This window comes from Rhodanobacter sp. UC4443_H10, from assembly GCF_052978325.1.
Map to the genome: position 1 here is coordinate 2,853,616 of NZ_CM129668.1, position 21,441 is coordinate 2,875,056.

22 protein-coding genes are annotated in these 21,441 nt (G+C 70.0%); 16 read left to right on the forward strand and 6 right to left on the reverse strand.

What is annotated here, in order from left to right; genetic code table 11:
- Positions 1-43: 43 nt before the first annotated feature.
- The 11 genes from pbpC to ACVCMB_RS12990 all read left to right on the forward strand — a co-directional run bounded on the left by pbpC (position 44) and on the right by ACVCMB_RS12990 (position 11,907).
- The gene (pbpC, locus tag ACVCMB_RS12940) at positions 44-2,404 is read left to right on the forward strand and encodes a penicillin-binding protein 1C (RefSeq protein ID WP_447105311.1); all 2,361 of its coding nucleotides are present in this window, start codon (positions 44-46) and stop codon (positions 2,402-2,404) included.
- Between the two features lie 122 nt (positions 2,405-2,526).
- Positions 2,527-3,213: a response regulator gene (locus ACVCMB_RS12945; protein ID WP_395120916.1), complete on the forward strand. Its 687-nt coding sequence runs from the start codon at positions 2,527-2,529 to the stop codon at positions 3,211-3,213.
- Positions 3,210-4,616: a sensor histidine kinase N-terminal domain-containing protein gene (locus ACVCMB_RS12950; protein ID WP_447105312.1), complete on the forward strand. Its 1,407-nt coding sequence runs from the start codon at positions 3,210-3,212 to the stop codon at positions 4,614-4,616. The genes ACVCMB_RS12945 and ACVCMB_RS12950 overlap by 4 nt, the downstream gene beginning before the upstream one ends.
- A 119-nt stretch (positions 4,617-4,735) precedes the next feature.
- A complete protein-coding gene (locus ACVCMB_RS12955; RefSeq protein WP_447105313.1) occupies positions 4,736-6,193 on the forward strand; it encodes a TolC family protein in 1,458 nt (485 codons plus the stop codon).
- On the forward strand, positions 6,193-7,323 hold the full coding sequence (locus tag ACVCMB_RS12960) for an ABC transporter permease (RefSeq protein WP_136257706.1): 1,131 nt from the start codon (positions 6,193-6,195) through the stop codon (positions 7,321-7,323). Before ACVCMB_RS12955 ends, ACVCMB_RS12960 begins: the two co-directional genes overlap by 1 nt.
- Positions 7,324-7,328: 5 nt before the next feature.
- Positions 7,329-8,075, forward strand: a complete 747-nt coding sequence (locus tag ACVCMB_RS12965) for an ABC transporter ATP-binding protein (protein ID WP_136257705.1) — start codon at positions 7,329-7,331, stop codon at positions 8,073-8,075.
- Entirely contained in the window at positions 8,072-9,016 is a 945-nt protein-coding gene (locus ACVCMB_RS12970) for an efflux RND transporter periplasmic adaptor subunit (RefSeq protein WP_447105314.1), read from the forward strand. The genes ACVCMB_RS12965 and ACVCMB_RS12970 overlap by 4 nt, the downstream gene beginning before the upstream one ends.
- Before the next feature lie 65 nt (positions 9,017-9,081).
- Positions 9,082-9,906, forward strand: coding sequence for an alpha/beta hydrolase (locus ACVCMB_RS12975; protein WP_136257703.1), 825 nt, complete (start codon positions 9,082-9,084; stop codon positions 9,904-9,906).
- A gap of 2 nt (positions 9,907-9,908) precedes the next feature.
- A complete protein-coding gene (locus tag ACVCMB_RS12980; protein WP_136257702.1) occupies positions 9,909-10,286 on the forward strand; it encodes an EamA family transporter in 378 nt (125 codons plus the stop codon).
- Positions 10,283-10,678: a DMT family transporter gene (locus ACVCMB_RS12985; protein ID WP_447105315.1), complete on the forward strand. Its 396-nt coding sequence runs from the start codon at positions 10,283-10,285 to the stop codon at positions 10,676-10,678. Before ACVCMB_RS12980 ends, ACVCMB_RS12985 begins: the two co-directional genes overlap by 4 nt.
- A gap of 20 nt (positions 10,679-10,698) precedes the next feature.
- Positions 10,699-11,907 carry a DegT/DnrJ/EryC1/StrS family aminotransferase gene (locus ACVCMB_RS12990; RefSeq protein WP_447105316.1) on the forward strand — a complete coding sequence of 403 codons (1,209 nt, stop codon included), beginning with the start codon at positions 10,699-10,701 and terminating at the stop codon, positions 11,905-11,907.
- 25 nt (positions 11,908-11,932) lie between these two features.
- Here ACVCMB_RS12990 and ACVCMB_RS12995 read toward each other — a convergent pair whose 3' ends face one another.
- Positions 11,933-12,838: a hypothetical protein gene (locus ACVCMB_RS12995; RefSeq protein ID WP_447105317.1), complete on the reverse strand. Its 906-nt coding sequence runs from the start codon at positions 12,836-12,838 to the stop codon at positions 11,933-11,935.
- The gene (locus ACVCMB_RS13000) at positions 12,831-13,895 is read right to left on the reverse strand and encodes a GNAT family N-acetyltransferase (RefSeq protein WP_447105318.1); all 1,065 of its coding nucleotides are present in this window, start codon (positions 13,893-13,895) and stop codon (positions 12,831-12,833) included. The genes ACVCMB_RS12995 and ACVCMB_RS13000 overlap by 8 nt, the downstream gene beginning before the upstream one ends.
- A 91-nt stretch (positions 13,896-13,986) precedes the next feature.
- Here ACVCMB_RS13000 and ACVCMB_RS13005 point away from each other — a divergent pair, with 91 nt between their 5' ends.
- The 4 genes from ACVCMB_RS13005 (at position 13,987) to ACVCMB_RS13020 (ending at position 17,453) form a co-directional block, all read left to right on the forward strand.
- Positions 13,987-14,259 (forward strand): acyl carrier protein, encoded by a 273-nt coding sequence (locus ACVCMB_RS13005; RefSeq protein ID WP_136257697.1) that lies wholly within the window; start codon positions 13,987-13,989, stop codon positions 14,257-14,259.
- The gene (locus ACVCMB_RS13010) at positions 14,259-15,491 is read left to right on the forward strand and encodes a beta-ketoacyl-[acyl-carrier-protein] synthase family protein (protein ID WP_447105319.1); all 1,233 of its coding nucleotides are present in this window, start codon (positions 14,259-14,261) and stop codon (positions 15,489-15,491) included. The genes ACVCMB_RS13005 and ACVCMB_RS13010 overlap by 1 nt, the downstream gene beginning before the upstream one ends.
- 187 nt (positions 15,492-15,678) lie before the next feature.
- Entirely contained in the window at positions 15,679-16,920 is a 1,242-nt protein-coding gene (locus ACVCMB_RS13015) for an AAA family ATPase (RefSeq protein WP_447105320.1), read from the forward strand.
- Positions 16,917-17,453 (forward strand): RloB domain-containing protein, encoded by a 537-nt coding sequence (locus tag ACVCMB_RS13020; protein WP_447105321.1) that lies wholly within the window; start codon positions 16,917-16,919, stop codon positions 17,451-17,453. Before ACVCMB_RS13015 ends, ACVCMB_RS13020 begins: the two co-directional genes overlap by 4 nt.
- Before the next feature lie 195 nt (positions 17,454-17,648).
- Here the strand turns inward: ACVCMB_RS13020 and vapC are convergent, their stop codons facing one another.
- The 4 genes from vapC to ACVCMB_RS13040 form a co-directional block, all read right to left on the reverse strand.
- Complete coding sequence (gene vapC, locus ACVCMB_RS13025) at positions 17,649-18,041, reverse strand: type II toxin-antitoxin system VapC family toxin (protein WP_447105322.1); 393 nt, start codon at positions 18,039-18,041, stop codon at positions 17,649-17,651.
- A complete protein-coding gene (locus ACVCMB_RS13030; protein ID WP_447105323.1) occupies positions 18,038-18,232 on the reverse strand; it encodes a type II toxin-antitoxin system VapB family antitoxin in 195 nt (64 codons plus the stop codon). The genes vapC and ACVCMB_RS13030 overlap by 4 nt, the downstream gene beginning before the upstream one ends.
- Positions 18,233-18,485: 253 nt before the next feature.
- Positions 18,486-19,889 carry an aspartate aminotransferase family protein gene (locus ACVCMB_RS13035; RefSeq protein ID WP_447105324.1) on the reverse strand — a complete coding sequence of 468 codons (1,404 nt, stop codon included), beginning with the start codon at positions 19,887-19,889 and terminating at the stop codon, positions 18,486-18,488.
- A 46-nt stretch (positions 19,890-19,935) separates the two neighbouring features.
- The gene (locus ACVCMB_RS13040; protein ID WP_447105325.1) at positions 19,936-20,637 is read right to left on the reverse strand and encodes an MtnX-like HAD-IB family phosphatase; all 702 of its coding nucleotides are present in this window, start codon (positions 20,635-20,637) and stop codon (positions 19,936-19,938) included.
- A gap of 180 nt (positions 20,638-20,817) precedes the next feature.
- Here ACVCMB_RS13040 and ACVCMB_RS13045 point away from each other — a divergent pair, with 180 nt between their 5' ends.
- Positions 20,818-21,441 (forward strand): phosphatase PAP2 family protein, encoded by a 624-nt coding sequence (locus tag ACVCMB_RS13045; RefSeq protein WP_447105326.1) that lies wholly within the window; start codon positions 20,818-20,820, stop codon positions 21,439-21,441.

The window sequence follows — 21,441 nt, forward strand, 5'->3', positions numbered from 1 at the left end:
ACAAGAGCATCGCCCGCCAGCGGGCTCCTACAACAAAGGGCGCATGAACACTCCAGTTTCCACAACCGGTTCCCGCGCATGGCGCTGGCTGCACGCCAGCGGCATCGCCGTGGCCGTGCTGCTGCTCGTCGCCTTCGCCCTCGACCGTCTGTTCCCGTTGCGCCTGCCCGCCCCCGACACCGGCAGCACCGTGGTGCTGGCGCGCGACGGCACGCCGCTGCGCGCGTTTGCCGACAGCGACGGCGTGTGGCGTTACCCGACCACGGCGAAGCAGGTCTCGCCGCTTTATCTCAAGGCATTGCTCACCTACGAGGACCGCTGGTTCTACCGCCATCCCGGCGTCAATCCCTACGCCTTGCTGCGCGGTCTCGCCGGCGGCCTGCGCCATGGCCGCATCGTTTCGGGCGGTTCGACGCTGACCATGCAGGTGGCGCGGATCATCGAACCGATCCCGCACAGCTTCCGCGGCAAGCTGGTGCAGATCTTCCGCGCGCTGCAGCTGGAAGTGCACCTGAGCAAGTCGCAGATCCTCGACCTGTACCTCAACCACGCGCCGTTCGGCGGTCCGATCGAAGGTGTCGAGGCGGCCTCGTGGGCGTACCTGGGCAAGCCGGCCAGCCGGCTGTCGCACGCCGAGGCGGCGCTGCTCGCGGTACTGCCGCAATCGCCGAGCCGGCTGCGGCCGGACCGCCACCCCGAGGCGGCGCGCGCCGCGCGCGACAAGGTGCTGCGCCGCATGCGCGACCTCGGCGTGTGGAGCGCGGCGCAGGTGCGCGACGCGGCGATCGAACCGGTGGTGGCGCGTTCGCTGCGCGCGCCGTTGTCCGCGGCCTTGCTGGCCGAACGCCTGCACCGGCAGCAACCGCAGGCGCGGCGCATCGCCAGCACCATCGACGCGAACCTGCAGCGCGCGGCCGAGGACCGGGTCAGTGCGTATCTCGCACGCCTGCCGGCACACACGTCGGCGGCGCTGCTGGTGGTCGACAACGCGACGCTGGAGGCGCGCATCTACGTCGGCACCAGCGACTTCGCCGATCCGCAGCGGCATGGCTACATCGACATGGTGAACGCGCCGCGCTCGCCCGGCTCGACGCTGAAGCCGTTCCTGTACGGCCTGGCGCTGGACGACGGCCTGATCCACTCGCAGAGCCTGCTGGTCGACGCGCCGCAGGATTTCGGCGGCTACAAGCCGGGCAATTTCGACGAGGCGTTCTCCGGCCCGGTCAGCGCCGCCGAGGCGCTGCAGCGCTCGCTCAACGTGCCGGCGGTGGACGTGCTGGATCGGGTCGGGCCGAACCGCTTCGTGGCGCGGCTGGCCAATGGCGGGGTCGACCTCGGCCTGCCTGCGGGGGCGCAACCGAACCTGTCGATCATCCTCGGCGGCGCGTCCACGCGGCTGGAGAACCTGGTCGGCGCGTACACCGCGTTCGCCAACGGCGGCATCGCCGGCACGCCGCGCTACACCACGGAACAACCGGCGCGAGCGCGCCGGCTGCTGTCGCCCGGCGCGGCGTGGATCATCCGCGACATCCTCGCCAGCAACCCGGCCGACGTCGAGGGCGGCCCGCTCGCCGGCGCGATCAACCGGCACGCCACGGTGGCGTGGAAGACCGGCACCAGCTACGGCTACCGCGACGCCTGGTCGATCGGCGTCACCGACCGCTGGACCGTCGGCGTGTGGATCGGCCGCCCGGACGGCACGCCGTCGCCGGGCCAGTACGGCGCGGTGACCGCCTTGCCGCTGCTGTTCCAGATCGTCGACATGCTGCCCTCGCGCGGCGGCCACGCGCGTGCGCAGCCGGCCAGCGTCAGCCGGCGCGACATCTGCTGGCCGCTGGGCGGCGCGGCGGAGAACACCCCGCCCGACCTGTGCCGCCAGCGCCGCACCGCCTGGGTGCTCGACGCCGCCTTGCCGCCCACCTTCGCCGAACGCGATCTCGGCGCGTGGTCCGCCGGCCTGCTCCGCTTGCGCGTCAATGCGAAAGGCCAGCGCCTCAGCGGCGCCTGCCACGCCGCGCACGAACGCACGATCCAGCTCGCGCGCTGGCCCGCGCTGGCCACGCCGTGGCTCCGCGTCGACGACCGCGCCGCCGCGGCGCTGCCGCCGCTCGCCCCCGGCTGCGCACCCGATTCGCTGGACCGCGCCATGCCGATCCGCATCACCGGCCTGGCCAGCGGCGTCACCCTGCGCCGCGCGCCGAACAGCGACCAGCCGCTGCGCGTGACCCTGCGCGCGCTCGGTGCCGAAGGCGACGTGCAGTGGCTGCTCGATGGCCGCCTGCAAGGCAGCAGCGTGGGCGCCGCCGCCCAAACCCTGGTACTTCGCCGGCCCGGCCCGCACACCGTCACCGCCCTGACCCGCGACGGCGCCTTCAGCGCCGTGCGCTTCCACGTGGCGGACTGAAATCGCGCCGGCGTGAACCTCGCGCCGCCGGCGTGGTCAACGAGCCGCACGACCTGGCGAATTGCGCGCCAGAATGGCAACCGGGCGTCGTGTTGCCGCGTTCTCCCCGTACCGGAGTCTCCATGCGCATCCTGCTGGTGGAAGACGATCCCTCCATCGCCGAGGGCATCCGCGCCTCGCTGCGCCAGGGCGGCCACGCCGTCGACCACGTGGCGGACGGCAGCCAGGCCGACGCCGCGCTGCGCGATCACGGCTACGACCTGCTGGTGCTGGACCTGGGCCTGCCGGGGCTGGATGGCAGCGAGGTGCTGCAGCGCCTGCGCCGCCGCGGCAAGGGCCTGCCGGTGCTGGTGGTGACCGCGCGCGACGGCCTGGCCGAACGCATCCGCGTGCTCGACCTCGGCGCCGACGACTACCTGGTCAAGCCGTTCGCGCTGAGCGAGTTCGAGGCGCGCGTGCGCGCCTTGCTGCGCCGGGCCAGCAGCCAGGGCAAGCCGGAACTGCAACTGGGCCGGCTGCGGCTGGACCTGCCCGGCCACCGCGCCTGGGTCGATCGCCGGCCGCTGGAGTTGACCGCGCGCGAGTTCGGCCTGCTCGAAGCGCTGGCGCTGCGCGCCGATCGCGTCACCAGTCGCGCGCAACTGATCGAGGCGCTGTGCGACTGGGACCAGGAGCTGACCGACAACGGGCTGGACATCGCCATCCATCGCCTGCGCCGCAAGCTGGACGGCAGCGGCACCGGCGTGCGCACCATCCGCGGCCTCGGCTATCTGCTGGAGGAGCTGGCCGACGCCGGCGGCGCCGCATGAAACGCCCCGCGCCCGCGCGCCCCAGCCTGCGTCGGCGACTGCTGGTGTTCCTGCTGATCCCGATGGCGACGCTGCTGCTGCTTGATGCGCTGCTGAGCTACGGCGTGGCGCTGGGCTACGCCAACCGGGTGCACGACCGCGACCTCGCCGACGATGCGCGCACCCTCGCCAAGCTGCTGCAAAGCAACCCGCTGGGCGGCCGGCTGTCGCGGCAGGCGCGCTTCCTGCTCGAATACGATCCGGACGGGCGCAGCTACTTCAGCGTGCGCAGTTCCAGCCAGGGCCTGCTCGCCGGCGACGACCGGCTGGCCGCGCCACCGACGCCGCCCGCCGAAGGCGTTCCCGCGTTGTACGACACCCGCCTGGACGGCCACGCGCTGCGAGCGGCCACCGTGCGCGAAGACATGCCGGGCGATGCCGCCGGCCAGCTCACCGTGACCGTGGCCGAGACGCTGCACGATCGTCGCGAACAGGCCCGCGAGATCCTGTTGCTGGCGGTGGTGATGCAGACCCTGCTGATCGCCTGCGTGCTGTCGCTGGTCTGGTTCGGCGTGCGTCGCGGCCTGCGCGTGCTCGATCCGCTGACCGCGCGGCTGGCCGCCCGTTCCAGCGAGCTCACCCCGATCGACGGCCCGGACGTGCCGCAGGAGATCCAGCCGCTCACGCGCACCATCGACGCGCTGTTCGGCCGCCTGCGCGACATGCTGGCGCTGCACGACCGCTTCATCGCCGATGCCGCGCACCAGCTGCGCACGCCGCTGGCCGGCCTGAGCCTGCACGCCGACCGCGCGCTGGCCGATCCCAGCCCGGCGAACCAGGCCGACGCGCTCGCCCATATCCAGCGGTTGACCCGGCGCGCCGCGCGCACCGCCTCGCAATTGCTGGCGCTGACCCGCGCGCAGGCGGCGCCGCCGGAGGGTGGCGAGCAGCGCCTGATCGACCTGGCCCGGCGGGTGCCCGAGATGGTCGCCCAGCGCGTGCACGAGGCGATCCGCGCGGGCATCGACCTCGGCTACGAGGGCGGCACGGCGCCGTTGTGGGTGCTCGGCGAACCCGCCGGCGTGCAGGATCTGCTCGACAACCTGATCGACAACGCGGTGCGCTACGCCGGCCGCGGCAGCGAGATCACCGTGCGACTGCGCGCGCGCGACGACGGCGGCGCCAGCCTGCTGGTCGAGGACAACGGCCCGGGCGTGCCGCCGGACCTGCTGCCGCGCCTGAGCGAACGCTTCTTTCGCGTCGGCGCCAGCGCCGAGCCCGGCAGCGGGCTGGGCCTGGCCATCGTGCAGCACATCGCCGGCCGCCATGGTGCCGAGCTGCTCTTCCGCAACATCGAGCCGCACGGCCTGCAGGTGGCCGTGCACTTTCCGCCGCCGCCCGCCGCGGTGGGCGCGCCGCCATGAACACCGCCGTGGCCGGCGCCGCGGGCGATAAGGCCGGCGAAAGATTCGCACACCACAATGGGGCTCCGACTTCTGCCCCGGCGCCCGCGCACGTCCTGCGCGGCCCGCCGCCATGGAACATGCCCGCCGAGTTCGCCCGCCTGAACCCCGCTGCATCCGGCCCGTGCAGGCGCCTCCGCCCGCTGCTGTGCGCGCTGCTGCTGTGCGCATTGGCCGGCTGCGCCGAACCGCTGCCGAAGCTGGCACCGCCGCAGTCCGCCCAGTGGCGGCATGCGACCGCCTCCGCGCCGGCGGCGGCGACCGACCCGGCGCTCTGGTGGCATGCGTTCCACGATCCGGCGCTCGATGCGCTGGTCGAGCGCGCGCTGGCCGACAACCTCGACGTGGCGCAGGCGGTCGAGCGCCTGCGCGCGGTGCGCATCCTGCGCCGGCACGCGACCGATCGCTACCGGCCCGGCCTTTCCGCACGCACCGGCGACGCGGTCGACCCGGACGCCAGCGCCTCGTTCTTCGTCGCCGGCTTCGATGCCAGCTGGGAACTGGGCCTGTTCGGCCGCGCCGAGGGCAGTCGCCGCGTGGCGCAGGGCGAGCTGGACGCCGGTGTCGCCGACCTGCGCGCGGCGCGGGTCAGCCTGGTCGCCGAGGTGGTGCGCGAATGGATCGGCCTGCGCACCGCGCAACGACAGGAGCAAGGGCTGCAGCAGGTGGCCGCCGAGCGCGCGCGCGCCTGGCAGTTGCTGCAGGCACGCCAGCGCCTGCAACTGGCCGCACCCGCCGCGGTGGATCAGGCCGCGGCCGCCAGCGCGCAAGCCGAGGCCGCGCTGGCGGCGCCGCGTCAGGCGATCGACGCCAGCGCCCAGCGGCTGGCCGTGCTGCTCGGTCGCGAGCAACCCGATCCGGCCTGGCTGCAGCCCGCGCCGCCACCCGAACTGGGTGCGTGGCGGCTCGGCGCCACCCCGGCCGACCTGCTGCGCACGCGCCCGGAAATCGCCCGCGCCGAGGCCGACGTGCTGCGCGCCGCCGGCGAACTGGCGCTGGCCCACGCCGACATGTTCCCCAGCATCGGCATCGGCGGCTCGCTGGTGTGGGCCACCGACATCAACAACAACCACCGCTTCTCCACCACTCCCAACGCGATCGCCTCGCTCGGCCCGATCATCAGCATCCCGCTGTTCGACTGGGGCATGCGGGTGGCGGCGCACCACGCCAGCGCGCACCAGCTCAAGGCCAGCGTGCTGGCCTATCGGCAGGCGGTGCTGCAGGGCGTGGCCGAGGTGGAGACGGCGCTCGGCAGCCTGCACCAGCAGAGCGAGCGCGAGCGCCACGACCAGGCCGCGTGGCAGGCGTTGCAACACGCCGACCAGGTGCTGCGCCAGCGCGTCGCGCTGCACCTGGACAGCCCGCTGCAGCAGATCGACAGCCGCATCGCCGCGACCCAGGCGGCGCTGGAACTGGACGACGCGCGGGCCGCCCGCGCTCTGGCCTACGTGGCCTTGTTCAAGGCGCTCGGCGGCGCGCCGCCTCCGGCGGCAACGACGGCGCCGACCGCCGCGGCCAGTGCAGCGGCGCCGCGCTGATGGTCGCCCTCGCGCGCAAGACGCTGGTCTACGAATGGCGCCGGTTCCTGCCGGCGATGCTGGCGGTCGGCTTCGCCGGCCTGCTGCAACTGCTGCAGATCGCGCTGGTGCTGGGCATCTTCGGCAGCACCAGTGTGTACGTCACCGGTTCGGCGGCCGAGGTCTGGGTGGGTTATCCCGGCACGCAGAGCGTCGGGCTCGGCCGCGCGATCGACGCGGACGTGGCCTCGCACCTGCAGATGGACCCGCAGGTGCAGCGGGTCGAGCCGTACCTGTGGGTCGATGGCGACTGGCGCGGGCCGCGCGAGACCGGCGGCGTCTCGGTGTTCGTCTCCGGCATCGACCCGGCCGCCGACGGCCTGATGTTCGCGAAGGTGCTGCCGCCCGCGTTGCGCGCACGGCTGGCCGAACCCGATGCCATCGTCATCGACCGCTCCGCGCTGGACCAGCTCGGCGTGGACGTCGGCCAGAGCGCCACCATCAACGGCCACCGGGTGCGCGTGGTGGGCATCGGCAGCGGGCTGCGCGCGCTGGGCGGGGTCAACGTGCTGTGTTCGCTGGAAACCGCGCGCGAGCTCGACAACGATCCCACCGACACCGGCCCGACCTACCTGGTGGCGAAGCTGCGCGATCCGGCGCAGGCCGAGGCGGTGGCCGCGCGCCTGCGCGGCGCCACCGCGTTCGGCCCGTACACCGCCTGGAGCGCGCGCGATTTCGCCAAGCGCTCGGTGCGCTACTGGCTGTTCGACACCGGCGCCGGCGCCGGCGTGCTGTTCCTGGCCGGCATCGTGTTCCTGGTCGGCACCGTGATCACCAGCCAGACCCTGATCGCCGCGGTCAACGGCTCGGTGCGCGAGTACGCCACGCTCAACGCGCTCGGCGTGGGCGTCGGCGCGCTGCGCAAGGTGGTGCTGGAGCAGGCGTTCTGGGTCGGCGCGCTGGGCCTGCTCGGCGCCAGCGTGCTGGGCATCGTGCTGATGCTGCTGGCGCGCAGCCAGGACGTGCCGGTGGTGCTCAACGTGGCGGCGGCGCTGGGCTGCATCGTGCTGGTGATGGGGCTGGCCGCCGTGTCCGGGCTGGCCGCGATGCGCAGCCTGCGCCGCGCCGATCCGGCCAACCTGCTGCGATGAGCGCGATGCCCGCCACCACCGAAACCGCGCGCGTGCCGTCGCTGCAGGCCGACAACGTCAGCAAGGCGTTCGTCTCCGGCAACCAGCGCACGCAGGTGCTGGACGGCCTGTCGCTGAGCATCCATGCCGGCGAACTCACGTTGATCTCCGGCCCGTCCGGCTGCGGCAAGAGCACCTTGCTGGCGGTGCTCAGCGGCCTGCAGAAGGTGGACGGCGGCCGCGTGCGCGCGCTCGGCAGCGAGCTGGGCCAGCTCGACCTGCGCGCACTCGAGCGCTTCCGCCTGCAGCACACCGGCTTCGTGTTCCAGGGCTTCAACCTGTTCCCCGCGTTGAATGCGTTCGAGCAGGTCGAGCTGCCGCTGAACCACATGGGCCTGTCGCGCGACGAGGCGCGCCGGCGCGCGCGGCAATCGCTGGAGGAGGTCGGGCTGGCGCATCGCATGCGGCTGCGTCCGTCCGAACTGTCCGGCGGCGAGAAGCAGCGCGTGGCGATCGCCCGCGCATTGGCCAAGCAGCCGGAGCTGCTGTTCGCCGACGAGCCGACCAGCGCGCTGGATGCCGCCAACGGCCAGGTCATCATCGACATCCTGCATCGCATCGCGCACGCCCACGGCACCACCGTGCTGTGCGTCAGCCACGACCCGCGGCTGGTCGTCCACGCCGACCGCGTGCTGGCGATGGAGGACGGCCGCATCCTCAGCGACCGGCGCCCCGCGGCACCGGCCATCGATCCCCAGGAACCCGCCCCATGACCTCGCTCGCACCGCATTCCCCGCACCGCCGCGCGCTCCGGTTTGGCATCCTCGCGCTGGGCGTCGCCGGGCTGCTCGGCGGCTGCTCGCAGCCGGGCGACGCGCCGGCCGGCGCCGCCGCACCGGTCGCCCGTTACGCCGCGGTGGCGCGTGGCCGGATCGACATCCAGGGTGGCCTGCTGGAACTGTCGATGCCGCGCGAAGGCGTGCTCGCCACGGTGGCGGCGCACGAGGGCGACCGCGTGAAGCGGGGCCAGTTGCTGGCCGCACTGGATACGCACCCGGCGCAGCTGGCGGTGGACGCCGCACAGGCGCAACTGGAGCAGGCGCAGGCCCAGCTCAAGCTGCTCGGCGTCAAGCAGCAGGCGGCGCGGCAGCGCGCGCAGCGCCTGGCCGCCGCCGCGGCTGCCGGCGCCGGCGACGGCCAGAGCGCCGACGATGCGCGCGAGGCGGCGGCCCAGCTCGACGCCGAGCAACTGGCCGCGCGCGCCGCGCAGGACATGGCCACGCAGAAGCTGCAGGAGGCCCGCTATGAGTTGCAGCAGCGCAGCCTGCACGCCCCGTTCGACGCCCAGGTGGTGCACGTGGCGGCGCAGCCCGGGGCGAGCGTGTCGCCGGGCTCCGGCGCGCTGTTCACCCTGCTGCCGGACAAGCCGCGCATCGTGCGCGCCGAGCTCAACGACAGCTTCGTCGGCGCGGTCCACCCCGGCATGCCGGCCGAGGTCAGCGCCGACAGCGACCGCGACGGAAGCCACTGGGCCGCGCACGTGCTGCGCATCGGCCAGGTGTACGGCCCGGCCACGCTGGAGAACGACCCGCAGGTGCGCGCCAACGCACGCACCGTGGAGTGCGTGCTGACCTTCGACCAGCCGTCGTCGCTGCGCATCGGCCAGCGCGTGGTGGTGCGTTTCGACAAGCCCGCCGGTGCGGCGAAAGACTGAGGAAACCGCCCCCGGCGATCATGCTGGCGGCAAACCGCCACGATTCCGTCCCGCCAGGCCTGCGCGTGATCCAGCAAACCGACTTCTTCCTCGAGGGTGGCCGCCGCGGCGTGCTGCTGATCCACGGCCTCACCGGCACGCCGATGGAAATGAAGCTGCTCGGCAAGGGCCTGAACCGCGCCGGCTTCACCGTGCACGGCATGCAGCTGGCCGGGCATTGCGGCAGCGCCGACGACCTGCTCGCCACCGGCTGGCACGACTGGTACGCCAGCGTGCAGCAGGCCGCCGACGACCTGCTCGGCAAGGTCGATCAGCTGTTCGTCGGCGGCCTGTCGATGGGCGCGCTGCTGGCGTTGAAACTGGCCGCCGATCGTCCGGGGCAGGTCGCCGGCGTGGGCGTGTACGGCGCCACCTTCCGCTACGACGGCTGGAGCATTCCGCCGCTGGCTCGGCTGTCGTTCATGCTGCCGCTGCTGAAGAAACTGGGCATCGGCCGCGGCCGCAGCTTCATGGAGCAGCCGCCCTACGGCATTCGCGACGAGCGCCTGCGCGCCCAGGTCAGCGCGGCGATGCTCGGCGGCGACAGCGCCGCCGCGGGCCTGCCCGGCAACCCGTGGTACTCGCTGGCGGAGATGTACGGCCTGGCCGCCAGCGTGCGCCGCCAGCTGCCGCAGGTGACCGCGCCGTGCCTGGTCGCCCACGCCAGCGACGACGACGTGGCCAGCCCGAAGAACGCCGAGCTGGTGGTGCGCGCGGTCAGCGCGCCGACCGAGCTGCTGCTGCTCGACGACAGCTACCACATGATCACCATCGACAAGCAGCGGCGCACCCTGATCGAGCGTTCGGCGGCGTTCTTCGACGGCATCGCCGCATCGCGCGCGGCCGCCTGACCATGCCGGCGGCGGGCGCCATCTCTCCCCTCGTCGCCAGTCTCTGGCTGCTCAACATCGTGCTCGACACCGGCGGCCAGCTGGCGTTCAAGGCGGCGGCGGGCGACCCGACGGCCGGCGACGGCCTGGCGCGCTGGAAGTACATGGCGTCGCGGCCGTGGCTGTGGCTCGGCATCGGCAGCTACGTGGCCGAGTTCCTGGTGTGGATCGCCTTCCTGTCGCTGATCCCGCTGTCCGAGGGCGTGCTGCTCGGCTCGATCAACATCGTGGCGATCATGCTGGCCGGGCGCTTCCTGTTCGGCGAGAGACTCACCCGGCTGCGCGTGGCCGGCATCGCGCTGGTCACGCTGGGCGTGGCGATCGTGGGACTGGGCGCATGAAGCGCTTCTACCTGTTCGGCTTCCTGCTGCTGATGGGCTTCGACACCCTCGCGCAGATCAGCTTCAAGTATGCCGGCACCCAGGCGCTGCCGGTGGAGGCGAGCCTGGCGTGGCTGCTGCGCGTGTTCGGCCAGCCGTGGGTGTACGGCGCGGTGGTCGGCTACGTCGGTGCGTTCTTCACCTGGATGGCGCTGCTGAAACACGCGCCGATCGGCCCGGCCTTCGCCGCCTCGCACCTGGAAGTGGTCTCGGTGATGCTGCTGTCGGTGTGGCTGTTCGACGAACACCTCACCGCCGCCCGCGTGCTTGGCGCGATCGCGGTCCTCGCCGGCATCGTCTGCCTCGGGCTGGCCGAGAGCCGCGAGCACGCGCCGGAAGCGGCCGTCATCTGAACGCAGGCCACGCGCTGCCCATGCTGCCCCGCCGCCGCCACGAATTGCCGCCCACCGCCGGCCTGCCGCTGCAGCTGGCCGACCTGCGCCCCGGTGCGCCGACGCTGGCCGCCGACGTCGCCGCGCTGCTGGGCTTGCCGCCGCTGTCACTGACCTGCTCCGGCACCGCCGCACTTCTGCTTGCGCTTGCCACGCTGCGTGAACTGCAGCCGCAACGCCGTCGCGTGGTGGTGCCGGCCTTCACTTGCCCGCTGGTGGCGATCGCCGTGCGGCAGGCGGGACTGGAACTGCAATTGTGCGATCTCGCGCCCGGCCACCATGACCTGGACCCGGCCGCGCTGCGTGCCGCCTGCGACGAACGCACGCTGGCGATCGTGCCGACCCATCTCGGCGGCCGCGTCGCCGACGTCGACGCCGCGCTCGCCGTCGCGCACGAGGTCGGCGCCTACGTGATCGAGGACGCCGCGCAGGCGCTGGGTGCCCGCCGCGACGGCGCCAGCGTGGGCCTGGCCGGTGACGTGGGCTTCTTCAGCCTGGCCGCCGGCAAGGGTCTGTCGATCTACGAAGGCGGCCTGCTCACCGCGCGCGATCCCGCGCTGCGCGAGCGGCTGGCCGATGCGGCGGCGTGCGTGCCGCGGCAGTCCGGCTGGGAATGGCGCCGGTGTTTCGAACTGTTCGGCTACGCCGCGCTGTACCGGCCATGGGGGTTGCGGCTGGCCTATGGCAATCCCTTGCGCCGCGCGCTGCGCCGCGGTGACGAGATCGCCGCGGTGGGCGACGATTTCCCGCCGACGATCCCGCTGCATCGCGTCGGCCGCTGGCGGCAGGCGGTGGGCGCGCATGCCGCTGCGCGCCTGCCGGCGTTCCTGGCGCACACCGCCGCGCAGGCGCAACGCCGGCTGTCGCGACTGCGCGACATCCCCGGCGTGCAGGTGCTGGATGACCCGCCGCACGCCCGCGGCACCTGGCCGTTCTTCCTGCTGCTGCTGCCCGACCAGCGCCGCCGCGATGCCGCGCTGGCGCAACTGTGGCAAAGCGGCCTCGGCGTCAGCCGCCTGTTCATCCACGCCCTGCCCGACTACCCCTACCTCGCCGGCGTGGTTCCTGCCGCGGATGTGCCGCGCGCGCGCGACTTCGCCGCGCGCAGCCTCACGGTCGGCAACAGCCCGTGGATGGACGCGGCGGATTTCGAGGCGATCTGCGGCGTGCTGGAGGCGGTGCTGCGCTGAGACGCTGACGATGGCGCTCCCGTCGTCATTCCCGCTTTCGCGGGAATGACGCCATCGGCAGGTTCGCGATCGCCGCCAGCAACTGCACGTTCAGCGCATGCTGCTGCGCCTGCCAGCCGGCGAGCTGCGCGGGGTCGACCGCCGGCTGCGCGTCCATCGCGGAGAGCTTGCGCTTCCACCAGCTGCGATAGTGGTAGTGCGAGATCTCGCCGTTGATGTCGCTGCCGACCAGGCCGCGACGCAGGCTGCCGACCAGCGCCAGCGCGTGGTCGAGTTGCAGCCGGCCCTGGTCCCAGTTCGTGCGCGCCACCTCGGGTGCGAACACGTCCTTGTCGATCGACAGGTAGCTCGGCAGCGTGTGGGCACGCTGGCTTTCGACGAAGGCATCGAGCATGGCCTCCGCCGTGTCGAAGCCATGGAACGCCGGCGCCAGCCCGAGTCGCCGCGACCAGCCGGTATCCACGCCGATGCTCCAGTAGCTCAGCCTGCCGCGCCGCAATGGCGTCAGGTAGTTCTCCCACGCATGCCCGGCGCCGATGTCGGCGGAGGTGATGCCGAGCACGTGCACGTGGCTCACCTGCGGCAGCAGCGCCACGCGGCGCACCCACGAACCGCAATGGACGCCGAACGGGAAGCGCATGTTGTCCGGGTGGTTGTCCAGCACCACCACCTGGAACGGCGCGTTGCCGCGCAGGCGCGCGATCAGCGGCCAGCTCAGGTGGTGGAAGTCGCCGCTGCCGGTGAACACGGTGCCGTGGCTCGTCGGCAACAGCTCGTCGAGCACGCGCGCGAAGCGCCGCATCGTCGCCAGCGAACAGCCGAAGCGGATCGACTCCTGCCAGCGTTCCAGCGGCAGCACCAGCCGGTCGCGCAGGGGGCCGACGGAGTGGTCGATGTCCAGCACGATCGGCTGGTTCGAAAGCTCACTCATCGGCACTCGCCTCCCGCCACTGGCGGTCGCTTTCGAAATGACCGCCGAGGCGGCGCAGCAAGGCGCGCAGCAGCGGGTTGCGCGCGTACACCGCGTGGCGGGTGAAGCTCATCCGCGCGCCGAGAAAGGCTTTCACTTCCGGATCGGTCCAGCCGGCCACGTAATGCGTCAGCCCGCGCTGGCGCGCGTGCTCGAGGTTGTGCATCCAGCTGACGAAGTACAGGTTGTGCTCGCGCGCCTGCGGATAGGCAAAACCGACGTACTTGTCGATCAGCTTGCCGGCGTGTTCGTAGCAGAGGTTCCAGCCGATCATCGCGCCTCCGTGGCGGTAGACGAACACCACGCCGCCGCTGGCGGCATCCTGCAGCAGGGTGCGGAAGAAGGCCGCGGTGGGTCGGTCGAAGTGGATCGTGCTTTGCGCGTAGACGTTGTCGAACAGCGCGTGGAACGCCGCCAGCGTCGCCTCGTCGCGAAAGCGCGCGTCGCCGGTCGGCACCGCCTCGACCTCCAGCGCGGCCCGCGCACGCAGTTTGCGCCGGATGTTCTTCCGCCGGCCGTGCGACAGGCGCGCCAGGTACTCGTCCTCCGAGTCGAAGTCGATCGGCACCCAGGCCAGCGCCTGGCCCTCCAGCAGCACGAAACCCGCGGCCGCGCAGGCGCCGGCGAAGGCGTGCGCATACGCGTTGTCGGCGTCGCCGAGCAAGGGCGAGTCGTGCGCGATGTCCTTCACGATCAGCAGCCGGCACTGGCGCCCGAAGGCGGCCTTCAGGCCCTGCGCCAGCGCCGCGGGCGCCACCCCCGGCGGCAACGGCGCGTACTCGGTCACGGTGCTGCCGGCGAAGCGTGTGCGCCAGCGCAGCAGCGCCCGCCAGTGGCGGTACAGCGGCAGCGCGGCCACGCGGCGGCGCAGCGCGTCGTCGGCGGTGGTCAGCAGGTCGAACGGCGCCACGAAGGCCGGCATGCCCTGCGGCGAGCGGTCCACCGCGAAACCGGCCGGCGGTTCGGCCGTGAACGCCGCCAGCAGCGCCTCCGGCTCCAGTTGCGCAATGAAAGGCATGAGTAAGCGAGCGTGCCTAGACTGGGGCCGTCAGCTTGCGTCAGCCACCTTGCGCCAGCCTTCCATTGCCGCCTGCCACCCGGGACATGCCATGAATGCCACCACCCAGCAGCAAGTGTTCGAGATCATCGCCAAACAGGCCAAGACCGACGTCGCCAACGTGAAACCCGACTCCACCCTGAAGGACCTGGGCATCGCCTCGCTGGAGGCGATCGAGTTGATCTTCGACATCGAGGAGCACTTCAACATCAACTTCCCCGACCAGCAGGGCGCCAACTTCGACCGCGACACCGCGCAGAGCCTGGTCGACGCGGTGGACAAGGCGCTGGCCGACAGGGCCGGCGCCGGTGAAGGAGCCGCCTGATGCAAGCTCTGCCGCTGCGCCGCGTGGTGATCACCGGCATGGGCGCGATCAGCCCGCTCGGCGTCGGCGCCGCGGCGCTGTGGCAAGGCCTGCGCGAAGGGCGCAGCGCGATCGGTCCGCTGCGCCACCCCGACGCCGAACGGCTGCGCGTGAAGGTCGCCGCGCAGGTACCCGCCAGCTTCGATCCGGCGGCCAATCTCGACGAGCGCATCCTGCCCACGCTCGACCGCACCTCGGAATTCGCGCTGCACGCCGCGCGCGAGGCGGTGGCGCAATCCGGGCTGGAGTTCGCCAATCGCGGGCTCGGCCTGCGCACCGCGGTGGTCGTCGGCACCGGCGTCGGCGGCGAGACCACCCAGGACGAGCAGAGCCGGCGCCTGTACGGCGAGAACGCCCAGCGCGCGCACCCGCTCACCATCGTGCGGCTGATGACCAACGCCTCGGCCAGCCAGATCAGCATCGCCTGGGGTTTGCGCGGCCCCACCTTCGCCGTGGCCAGCGCCTGCGCCTCGGCCAACCACGCGATCATCCAGGCCGCGCAGATGATCCGCTGTGGCATGGCCGACGCCGCCGTCACCGGCGGCACCGAGGCCTGCCTCACCTACGGCGCGCTGCGCGCGTGGGAAGCCATGCGCGTGCTGGCCGACGACACCTGCCGCCCGTTCAGCGCCAACCGGCGCGGCCTGGTGCTGGGCGAGGGCGCCGCCATCTTCGTGCTGGAATCGCTGGAACATGCGCGCTCGCGCGGCGCCACCATCCTCGCGGAACTGGCCGGCAGCGGCATGACCGCCGACGCCAGCGACATCGTGATGCCCAGCGCCGAAGGCGCCGCGAACGCGATGCGCCAGGCACTGGACGACGCCGGCCTCGCGCCGCAGGACGTCGACTACATCAACGCCCACGGCACCGGCACCCAGGCCAACGACGTCACCGAGACCAAGGCGATCCGCCTCGCCTTCGGCGAACACGCCGACCGCCTCGCGGTGTCCTCCACCAAGTCCATGCACGGCCACGCCCTCGGCGCCTCCGGCGCACTGGAACTGATCGCCGCCATCGGCGCACTGCGCGATGGCGTGGTGCCGCCCACCGCCAACCTCGACCAGGTCGACTCCGCCTGCGATCTCGACTATGTGCCGAACGTGGCGCGCGAGATGCCGGTGCGGGCGGTGCTCAGCAACTCGTTCGCATTCGGCGGGTTGAACGCGGTGCTGGCGTTGAAGCGGGTGCCGTAGCCGCCTCCTCGTTCGCGCTGGGCGCAGCTTGCGATAGCAAGCGTAAGCGAGGCTCTATGGATGGCACTCGTTTGATGGGAGGAGGTCGAGCACTGGGGGCAGTAACGGCCTATTTCAGTCCCAGATCTTGAAGAGAAACTTGAAAATAGACAGCATTTTGTCTTAAAGTGAGTTTCGCGGCCAATTGATGGCCATTTCGGCGGGCCTGCCCATGCTTCACTCCTTTGCGTTCAAGAACTTCCTCTCGTTCAGGGAGCGAACCGAGGTGTCCTTCGCCCTGACTCAAAAGGCCAGTTCGCACGGCTGGGACGTACCTTCGCCGACCGGCCAGCGTCTCGCCACGGCCTTGGCTGTCATTGGTGCCAATGGCGCGGGCAAGACTTCGCTGATCAAGCCTGTGGCGTTTCTGAGCTGGTTCATCAAGCACTCGTTCCTGCAAAGCACGCCTGGCGCGCAAATACCGATCAAGCCGCATTTCTCCACCACGAACGAGCCGGTTGAGTTCGAGGTTGAGGCTGATGACCTGGACGGCACGCTTTGGCGCTATGTGTTGAAGGCGACGCAGGAACGCGTGTTGCACGAGGCCGTTTACAAGCGCGCAAACAAGAAGCGCGCGAAGTTTTCTTATGTGTTCGAGCGGGATTGGGACGAGGCTGCGAAGGAATACGTCATTGCGCAGAATGGTTTCGACCTCAACCCTGCCGAGGCGAAAAAGGTTCGCCCGAACGCCTCGCTGATTTCAACGGCGGCGCAGTATGGTGTGGAGGTCGCGCAGCACCTGATCGGCGCGAATGTCGCCAGCAACATCATGCAGATTGGTCGCGTAGACCCTCATCTAGGTTTCATCAATGCATCCATCTTCTTCCATGGAAATGTCGCGTTGAAGAAGCAGATGGAAACCCTGCTGCACAATCTGGATCTCGGCCTGTCCGGCGTGGAGATCAGGAAACTGGATATGACCGCGCCACCGGACATGAAGCTTCCGGACGGCACGAAGTTGCCGTCGCAGTATCAGGTTCTTGGCGTCCATACCTTGAAAGACGGTTCCAAGCATGAACTGCAAATGATAGAAGAATCCAGCGGCACGCGGACGGCATTCACGCAGCTCTGGTATTTGTTGAGCGTGCTGGACGGTGGTGGCATCGCCGTGATCGACGAGCTGGAGAGCGACATGCACCCGCACATGATTGAGCCTTTGCTTGCTCTCTTTGCCAGCCCGCATACCAATCCACACAACGCGCAAATCATCTTCACCAGCCATTCTATTGAGGTGATGGGCCTGCTTGGCAAATCGCAGGTCGTTCTTGTCGAGAAGAAGGATTGCGAAAGTGAAGCCTGGCGATTGGACACGATGACTGGCGTGCGAAGTCAGGACAATCTGTATGCGAAATACATGAGCGGCGCCTATGGAGCGGTGCCGCAACTATGACGCCAGCGCTGGCCAAGATGCGCGCAGTCAGGGAAACCCTGCTCATTGTCTGCGAAGGCGATGCCGAGATCGCGTTCGTCCGCTTTGTGAAGCGCACTTATGCCGACGCACTGGGGCGTGCCGTGCAGGAACACAATGCTCAAGGCAAGGGTGGCAAGCATGTATTGGAAACTGGATTGCGCCGCGCGAGGAACAACCGTACCTACGACAAGATGGTTCTGTTGCTGGATGCAGATCAAGACTGGGACGACCAGCTACGTGCACGAGCGCAAAAAACCCGCGTCGGCAAACATCCGATAAGCGTGATCGAAGCAAGCCCCTGCCTGGAAGCATGGCTGTTACAAATCCTCGGTGCCGAAGCCGAAGGCGATACCCGATACATGAAGCAGAAGTTCCAGGCGCGCACTGGAGTCCAGGCGCATGAGCCTGAATGGATGGAGCGGCTACTCAGCCGCGGCGCGCTGGACGAAGCTAGGGAGCGAGTGCCGCAACTTGCCGACTTGATGAATCACATGGGCGTAGCAAAGCGGTAAATGCCCATGGCAACGGCGTCGGAGGCAAGGGAAAGGCGCCACGAGAAAGATGCCAGAAGCAATTAGCTGCACGGCGAGGCCAGGCTCATCCCGGCACTCTCTCCAGGGAGGCGAGAAGGAGAACGGGGTCAGCTTTAGTTGGTTTGAGGACGCTACCCCGATCCGCTGCATGCAGTGCGTCAGCCAGCCGCGTCGCTAGAAAACCGACTGCAACCCCAGGTGCACGACGAATGGCTCGAAGTCCCGATCGCTGTGCAGCAGCGTCAGTCCGTCGACGATGCAGCGGGTGGCGATGACGCAGTCGATGGTCTTGCGGACGGTGACGCCTTTCTCGCGCAAGGTCCGGAAGTTCCGGGCTGCCTGCACGGCCACGGCCTGGCCGCCTAGCGGCACGACGTCCAGGCTGCCGAGCAGGCGCAGGACGTCGCGGAACTCCTTGTCGGTGGTGGTTCCCTGCAGCACCTCGGTCAGGATCAGGTCGCCGATGGCCAGGGGTTCGGTTCCCAGCAGGCCATCCAGGCAATTGGTTTGCCGGGTTTCGGTGCCGCGCAGGTAGTCGATCCATACGCTGGAGTCGACCAGGATCACGCATCCATCCTCAGTCTTTCGAGGTTGCCCTGCCACTGAACCTTGCCGCGCAGGGTCTTGATCTGCTGTTGCCGTTTGAGCCTCACCAGCGTCTGCAAGCCGAGTTCCACGGCCTCGCGCTTGGTCTTGAGGCCCGAAGCCTTCATGGCATCTCGCATGAGTGCGTCGTCGATCACGATGTTGGTACGCATGTGTATGTTCCTCCTAGATCATACACACACTAGCGCAGGTTGCGACGGGCGTTCAAGTGGCAAGCGCCGCGCCGCAACGGCGGGGTTCACCATCAAGGGGCTCGCTAACGCCGGAGGCAGGCCCTTCGACTTCCTCGCTCCTCAAAGCCGTGACCATCCATGGTCACTCCCCGCGTGCGGCCCTGCGGGCCTACGCTCAGGGTGAACGGCGGGGAGGGGCGGGCGCCCCTCCGCATGGCGAGTCCGGGGAACTTCAGCCCTTCTTCGCCTTCGTCAGCAACTGATCCAGCAGCGCGATCGCCAGATCAATCTCCTCGTGCGTGATGTCCAGCGACGGCGCAAACGTGATCACGTTCTTGTACCAGCCACCCACGTCGAGCACCAGGCCGATCTTCTTGCCGTTGTGCGTGAGGTCGCCGGCCAGGCCGATGTCGACCATCCTGTCGAGCAGCGCCTTGTTCGGGGTGAAGCCGTCGTCGGTGCAGATCTCGGCGCGCAGGGCGAGGCCGAGACCGTCGACGTCGCCGATTTCCTTGTGCTTCTTCTGCAGCTCGCGCAGGCCGTCGAGGAAGTGCGCGCCTTTCTTCGGCACGCTGGTCTCGTAGTCCAGCTCGTAGCCCATCTTGATCACTTCCAGGCCCAGCGAGGTGCCCAGCGGATTGGAATTGAACGTGCTGTGGGTGGAGCCGGGCGGGAAGATGGTGGGGTTGATCAGCTCCTCGCGCGCCCACAAACCGGACAGCGGGTTGAGGCCGTTGGTGAGCGCCTTGCCGAACACCACGATGTCGGGCGTCACGCCGAAGTGCTCGATCGACCACAGCTTGCCGGTGCGCCAGAAGCCCATCTGGATTTCGTCGGACACCAGCAGGATGCCGTACTGGTCGAGCACCTTCTTCAGGCCCTTGAAGAAACCCATCGGCGGGACGACGTAGCCGCCGGTGCCCTGGATCGGCTCGACGTAGAACGCGGCGTATTCGCACTGGTTGGTTTTCGGATCCCACACGCCGTTGTATTCGGTTTCGAACAGGCGCGCGAACTGGTTCACGCAGCTGTCCGAGTATTCCTCCGCGGTCATGCCCTTGGGGCGGCGGAACGGGTACGGGAACGGCAGGAACATCGCGCGCTCGCCGAAGTGGCCGAAGCGGCGGCGGTAGCGGTAGCTGGAGGTGATCGACGAGGCGCCCAGGGTGCGACCGTGGTAGCCGCCCTCGAAGGCGAACATCAGGCTCTTGCCGTTGCGCGCGTTGCGCACGATCTTCAGCGAATCCTCGATCGCCTGCGCGCCGCCGACGTTGAAGTGCACGCGCCCGTCCAGGCCGAACTTCTTCTTCGCGTCCAGCGCCACCGCCTTGGCCAGCTCGATGCGGCTCTGGTGCAGGTACTGGCTGGCCACCTGCGGCAGCAGGTCGATCTGCTGCTTCAGCACGTTGTTGAGGCGCTTGTTGCCGTAGCCGAAGTTGACCGCCGAGTACCACATCTGCAGGTCGAGGAATGGCACGCCGGCGCTGTCGAACATGTAGCTGCCTTCGCAGCTGCGGAAGATCTTCGGCGGGTCGACGTAGTGCACGGTGTCGCCGAAGGAGCTGTACTTCGCCTCGTCGGCGAGCAGCTGGGCGTCGTCGATCACGACGGCAGCGTTCTTGTCGAAAACATTCATCGGAAGTCCGGGGTCGGTAAAAGAGTGGATCGCGTGGGCTGGCCGGTCAGGCCGTGGTCGCCGGCGCAGGGGTGGCGGGCTGGCCGGACAGGCTGCCATCGAGCAGTTGCGGCAGCAGGTCGAGCGCATCCTCGAAGCCGGTGATCGGCACGTAGGGGATGCCGGCGGCGCGGCAGTGCTCGATCAGGCGGTGCTTGGCGAACACGAAGTCGACGCGGTCGGCGGCGCAGAAGTCCGAGGCGCCGTCGCCGATCAGCAGCGTCTTCGCGCCGCCCGCGCGGGCCTGCGCCACGCAGGCGCACTTGCAGGTGCCGCTGCGGCAGCCGTCGGCCTGGAACGGCGAAGTGAGCTGCCACTGTTGCGGCGGCTCGGCCGGCGCCAGGTGGTTGGCCGCCAGCGGCAGGTCGTCCAGGCCGTAGCGGGCGAGAATCTGCCGGATCGCGACATCGAGGCCGTCGCTGACCACGCGGATCGGCGCGCCCAGTTCGTACGCCTTCGCCACGAAGCCGGGGAACGCGTGGTCGATCCACATCCCGGCCAGGTGCGTGTCCAGTTCGGCGCGGCTCATCTGCAGCAGCGCGACCTGGCCGGCCATGCATTCGCGCGAACCGATCCGGCCGGCGCGCCAGTCCTGCTCCAGCACTTCCCAGCCGGGGCGGCCGAAGCGATCGAGCAGCGAGTCGATCACGTCCTCGACGGAAATGGTGCCGTCGAAATCGCACAGGATGGTCCAGCCGGAAACGGGCATCACGAACTCACGTCGGCAACGATGGGGGGCAGCTTAGGCAGCCTGCCTTTCCATCGCCTTTCCGTTGCCTGGCGCGGCCGGCGCCCGCGCAAATCGGCGCATCCGTAAGCAAAAGGAAAGCTGGCCCGCGTAGCGTGGCCAGGCACGGACCAGCCGACTTGCCTGGTCGGGGAGAGGATCATGCGTGCGCCATCGTTCCTGCTGCTGTGCCTTGCCTTGCTCGCCTCGACCGGTGCGATGGCCGCGAGTGGCCCGCTGGGCATCGACCATCGCCTCCACTACGACAACCGCGGCATCTGGAACCGCACGGACCAGAACGTGCTGGTCTACGGCACGGTCGCCACGGTGGTCGGCGGCGCACTGGCCTTCGGCGACAACGACAAGCTGGGCGACACCTTCTGGCGCTCGGTGGACGCGCTCGCGGTGACCGCGGTGGCCACCGAAGGGTTGAAGCTCACCTTCCAGCGCGAACGCCCCTCGCAGACCAGCGACCCGAACCGCTGGTTCGCCGGCAGCCACGCGCAGAGTTTTCCCAGCGGCGAGGTGGCGGCGATCTCGGCGGCGGTCACGCCGTTCATGGTGAACTACGGGCCCGATCATCCTGCGGTCTACGCGCTGGCCGTGCTGCCGGTCTACGACGGGGTGGCGCGAATGAAGACGCACGGCCACTGGCAGAGCGACGTGCTGGTCGGCGCGGCGCTCGGCACCGGCGTGGGCCTGTGGGCGGCGCACCGGAATTCGCCGCTGATCATCGGCTGGCTGCCGGGCGGCTTCCAGGTCGGCTTCGTCCATCGTTTCAAGTGA

What these genes read in the sequence shown, in the direction of transcription:
- pbpC (WP_447105311.1), top strand. Translation starts at nt 44, where the DNA reads ATGAACACTCCAGTTTCCACAACCGGTTCCCGCGCATGGCGCTGGCTG.
- ACVCMB_RS12945 (WP_395120916.1), top strand. Translation starts at nt 2,527, where the DNA reads ATGCGCATCCTGCTGGTGGAAGACGATCCCTCCATCGCCGAGGGCATC.
- ACVCMB_RS12950 (WP_447105312.1), top strand. Translation starts at nt 3,210, where the DNA reads ATGAAACGCCCCGCGCCCGCGCGCCCCAGCCTGCGTCGGCGACTGCTG.
- ACVCMB_RS12955 (WP_447105313.1), top strand. Translation starts at nt 4,736, where the DNA reads ATGCCCGCCGAGTTCGCCCGCCTGAACCCCGCTGCATCCGGCCCGTGC.
- ACVCMB_RS12960 (WP_136257706.1), top strand. Translation starts at nt 6,193, where the DNA reads ATGGTCGCCCTCGCGCGCAAGACGCTGGTCTACGAATGGCGCCGGTTC.
- ACVCMB_RS12965 (WP_136257705.1), top strand. Translation starts at nt 7,329, where the DNA reads ATGCCCGCCACCACCGAAACCGCGCGCGTGCCGTCGCTGCAGGCCGAC.
- ACVCMB_RS12970 (WP_447105314.1), top strand. Translation starts at nt 8,072, where the DNA reads ATGACCTCGCTCGCACCGCATTCCCCGCACCGCCGCGCGCTCCGGTTT.
- ACVCMB_RS12980 (WP_136257702.1), top strand. Translation starts at nt 9,909, where the DNA reads ATGCCGGCGGCGGGCGCCATCTCTCCCCTCGTCGCCAGTCTCTGGCTG.
- ACVCMB_RS12985 (WP_447105315.1), top strand. Translation starts at nt 10,283, where the DNA reads ATGAAGCGCTTCTACCTGTTCGGCTTCCTGCTGCTGATGGGCTTCGAC.
- ACVCMB_RS12990 (WP_447105316.1), top strand. Translation starts at nt 10,699, where the DNA reads ATGCTGCCCCGCCGCCGCCACGAATTGCCGCCCACCGCCGGCCTGCCG.
- ACVCMB_RS12995 (WP_447105317.1), bottom strand. Translation starts at nt 12,838, where the DNA reads ATGAGTGAGCTTTCGAACCAGCCGATCGTGCTGGACATCGACCACTCC.
- ACVCMB_RS13000 (WP_447105318.1), bottom strand. Translation starts at nt 13,895, where the DNA reads ATGCCTTTCATTGCGCAACTGGAGCCGGAGGCGCTGCTGGCGGCGTTC.
- ACVCMB_RS13005 (WP_136257697.1), top strand. Translation starts at nt 13,987, where the DNA reads ATGAATGCCACCACCCAGCAGCAAGTGTTCGAGATCATCGCCAAACAG.
- ACVCMB_RS13010 (WP_447105319.1), top strand. Translation starts at nt 14,259, where the DNA reads ATGCAAGCTCTGCCGCTGCGCCGCGTGGTGATCACCGGCATGGGCGCG.
- ACVCMB_RS13015 (WP_447105320.1), top strand. Translation starts at nt 15,679, where the DNA reads ATGGCCATTTCGGCGGGCCTGCCCATGCTTCACTCCTTTGCGTTCAAG.
- ACVCMB_RS13020 (WP_447105321.1), top strand. Translation starts at nt 16,917, where the DNA reads ATGACGCCAGCGCTGGCCAAGATGCGCGCAGTCAGGGAAACCCTGCTC.
- ACVCMB_RS13030 (WP_447105323.1), bottom strand. Translation starts at nt 18,232, where the DNA reads ATGCGTACCAACATCGTGATCGACGACGCACTCATGCGAGATGCCATG.
- ACVCMB_RS13035 (WP_447105324.1), bottom strand. Translation starts at nt 19,889, where the DNA reads ATGAATGTTTTCGACAAGAACGCTGCCGTCGTGATCGACGACGCCCAG.
- ACVCMB_RS13040 (WP_447105325.1), bottom strand. Translation starts at nt 20,637, where the DNA reads ATGCCCGTTTCCGGCTGGACCATCCTGTGCGATTTCGACGGCACCATT.
- ACVCMB_RS13045 (WP_447105326.1), top strand. Translation starts at nt 20,818, where the DNA reads ATGCGTGCGCCATCGTTCCTGCTGCTGTGCCTTGCCTTGCTCGCCTCG.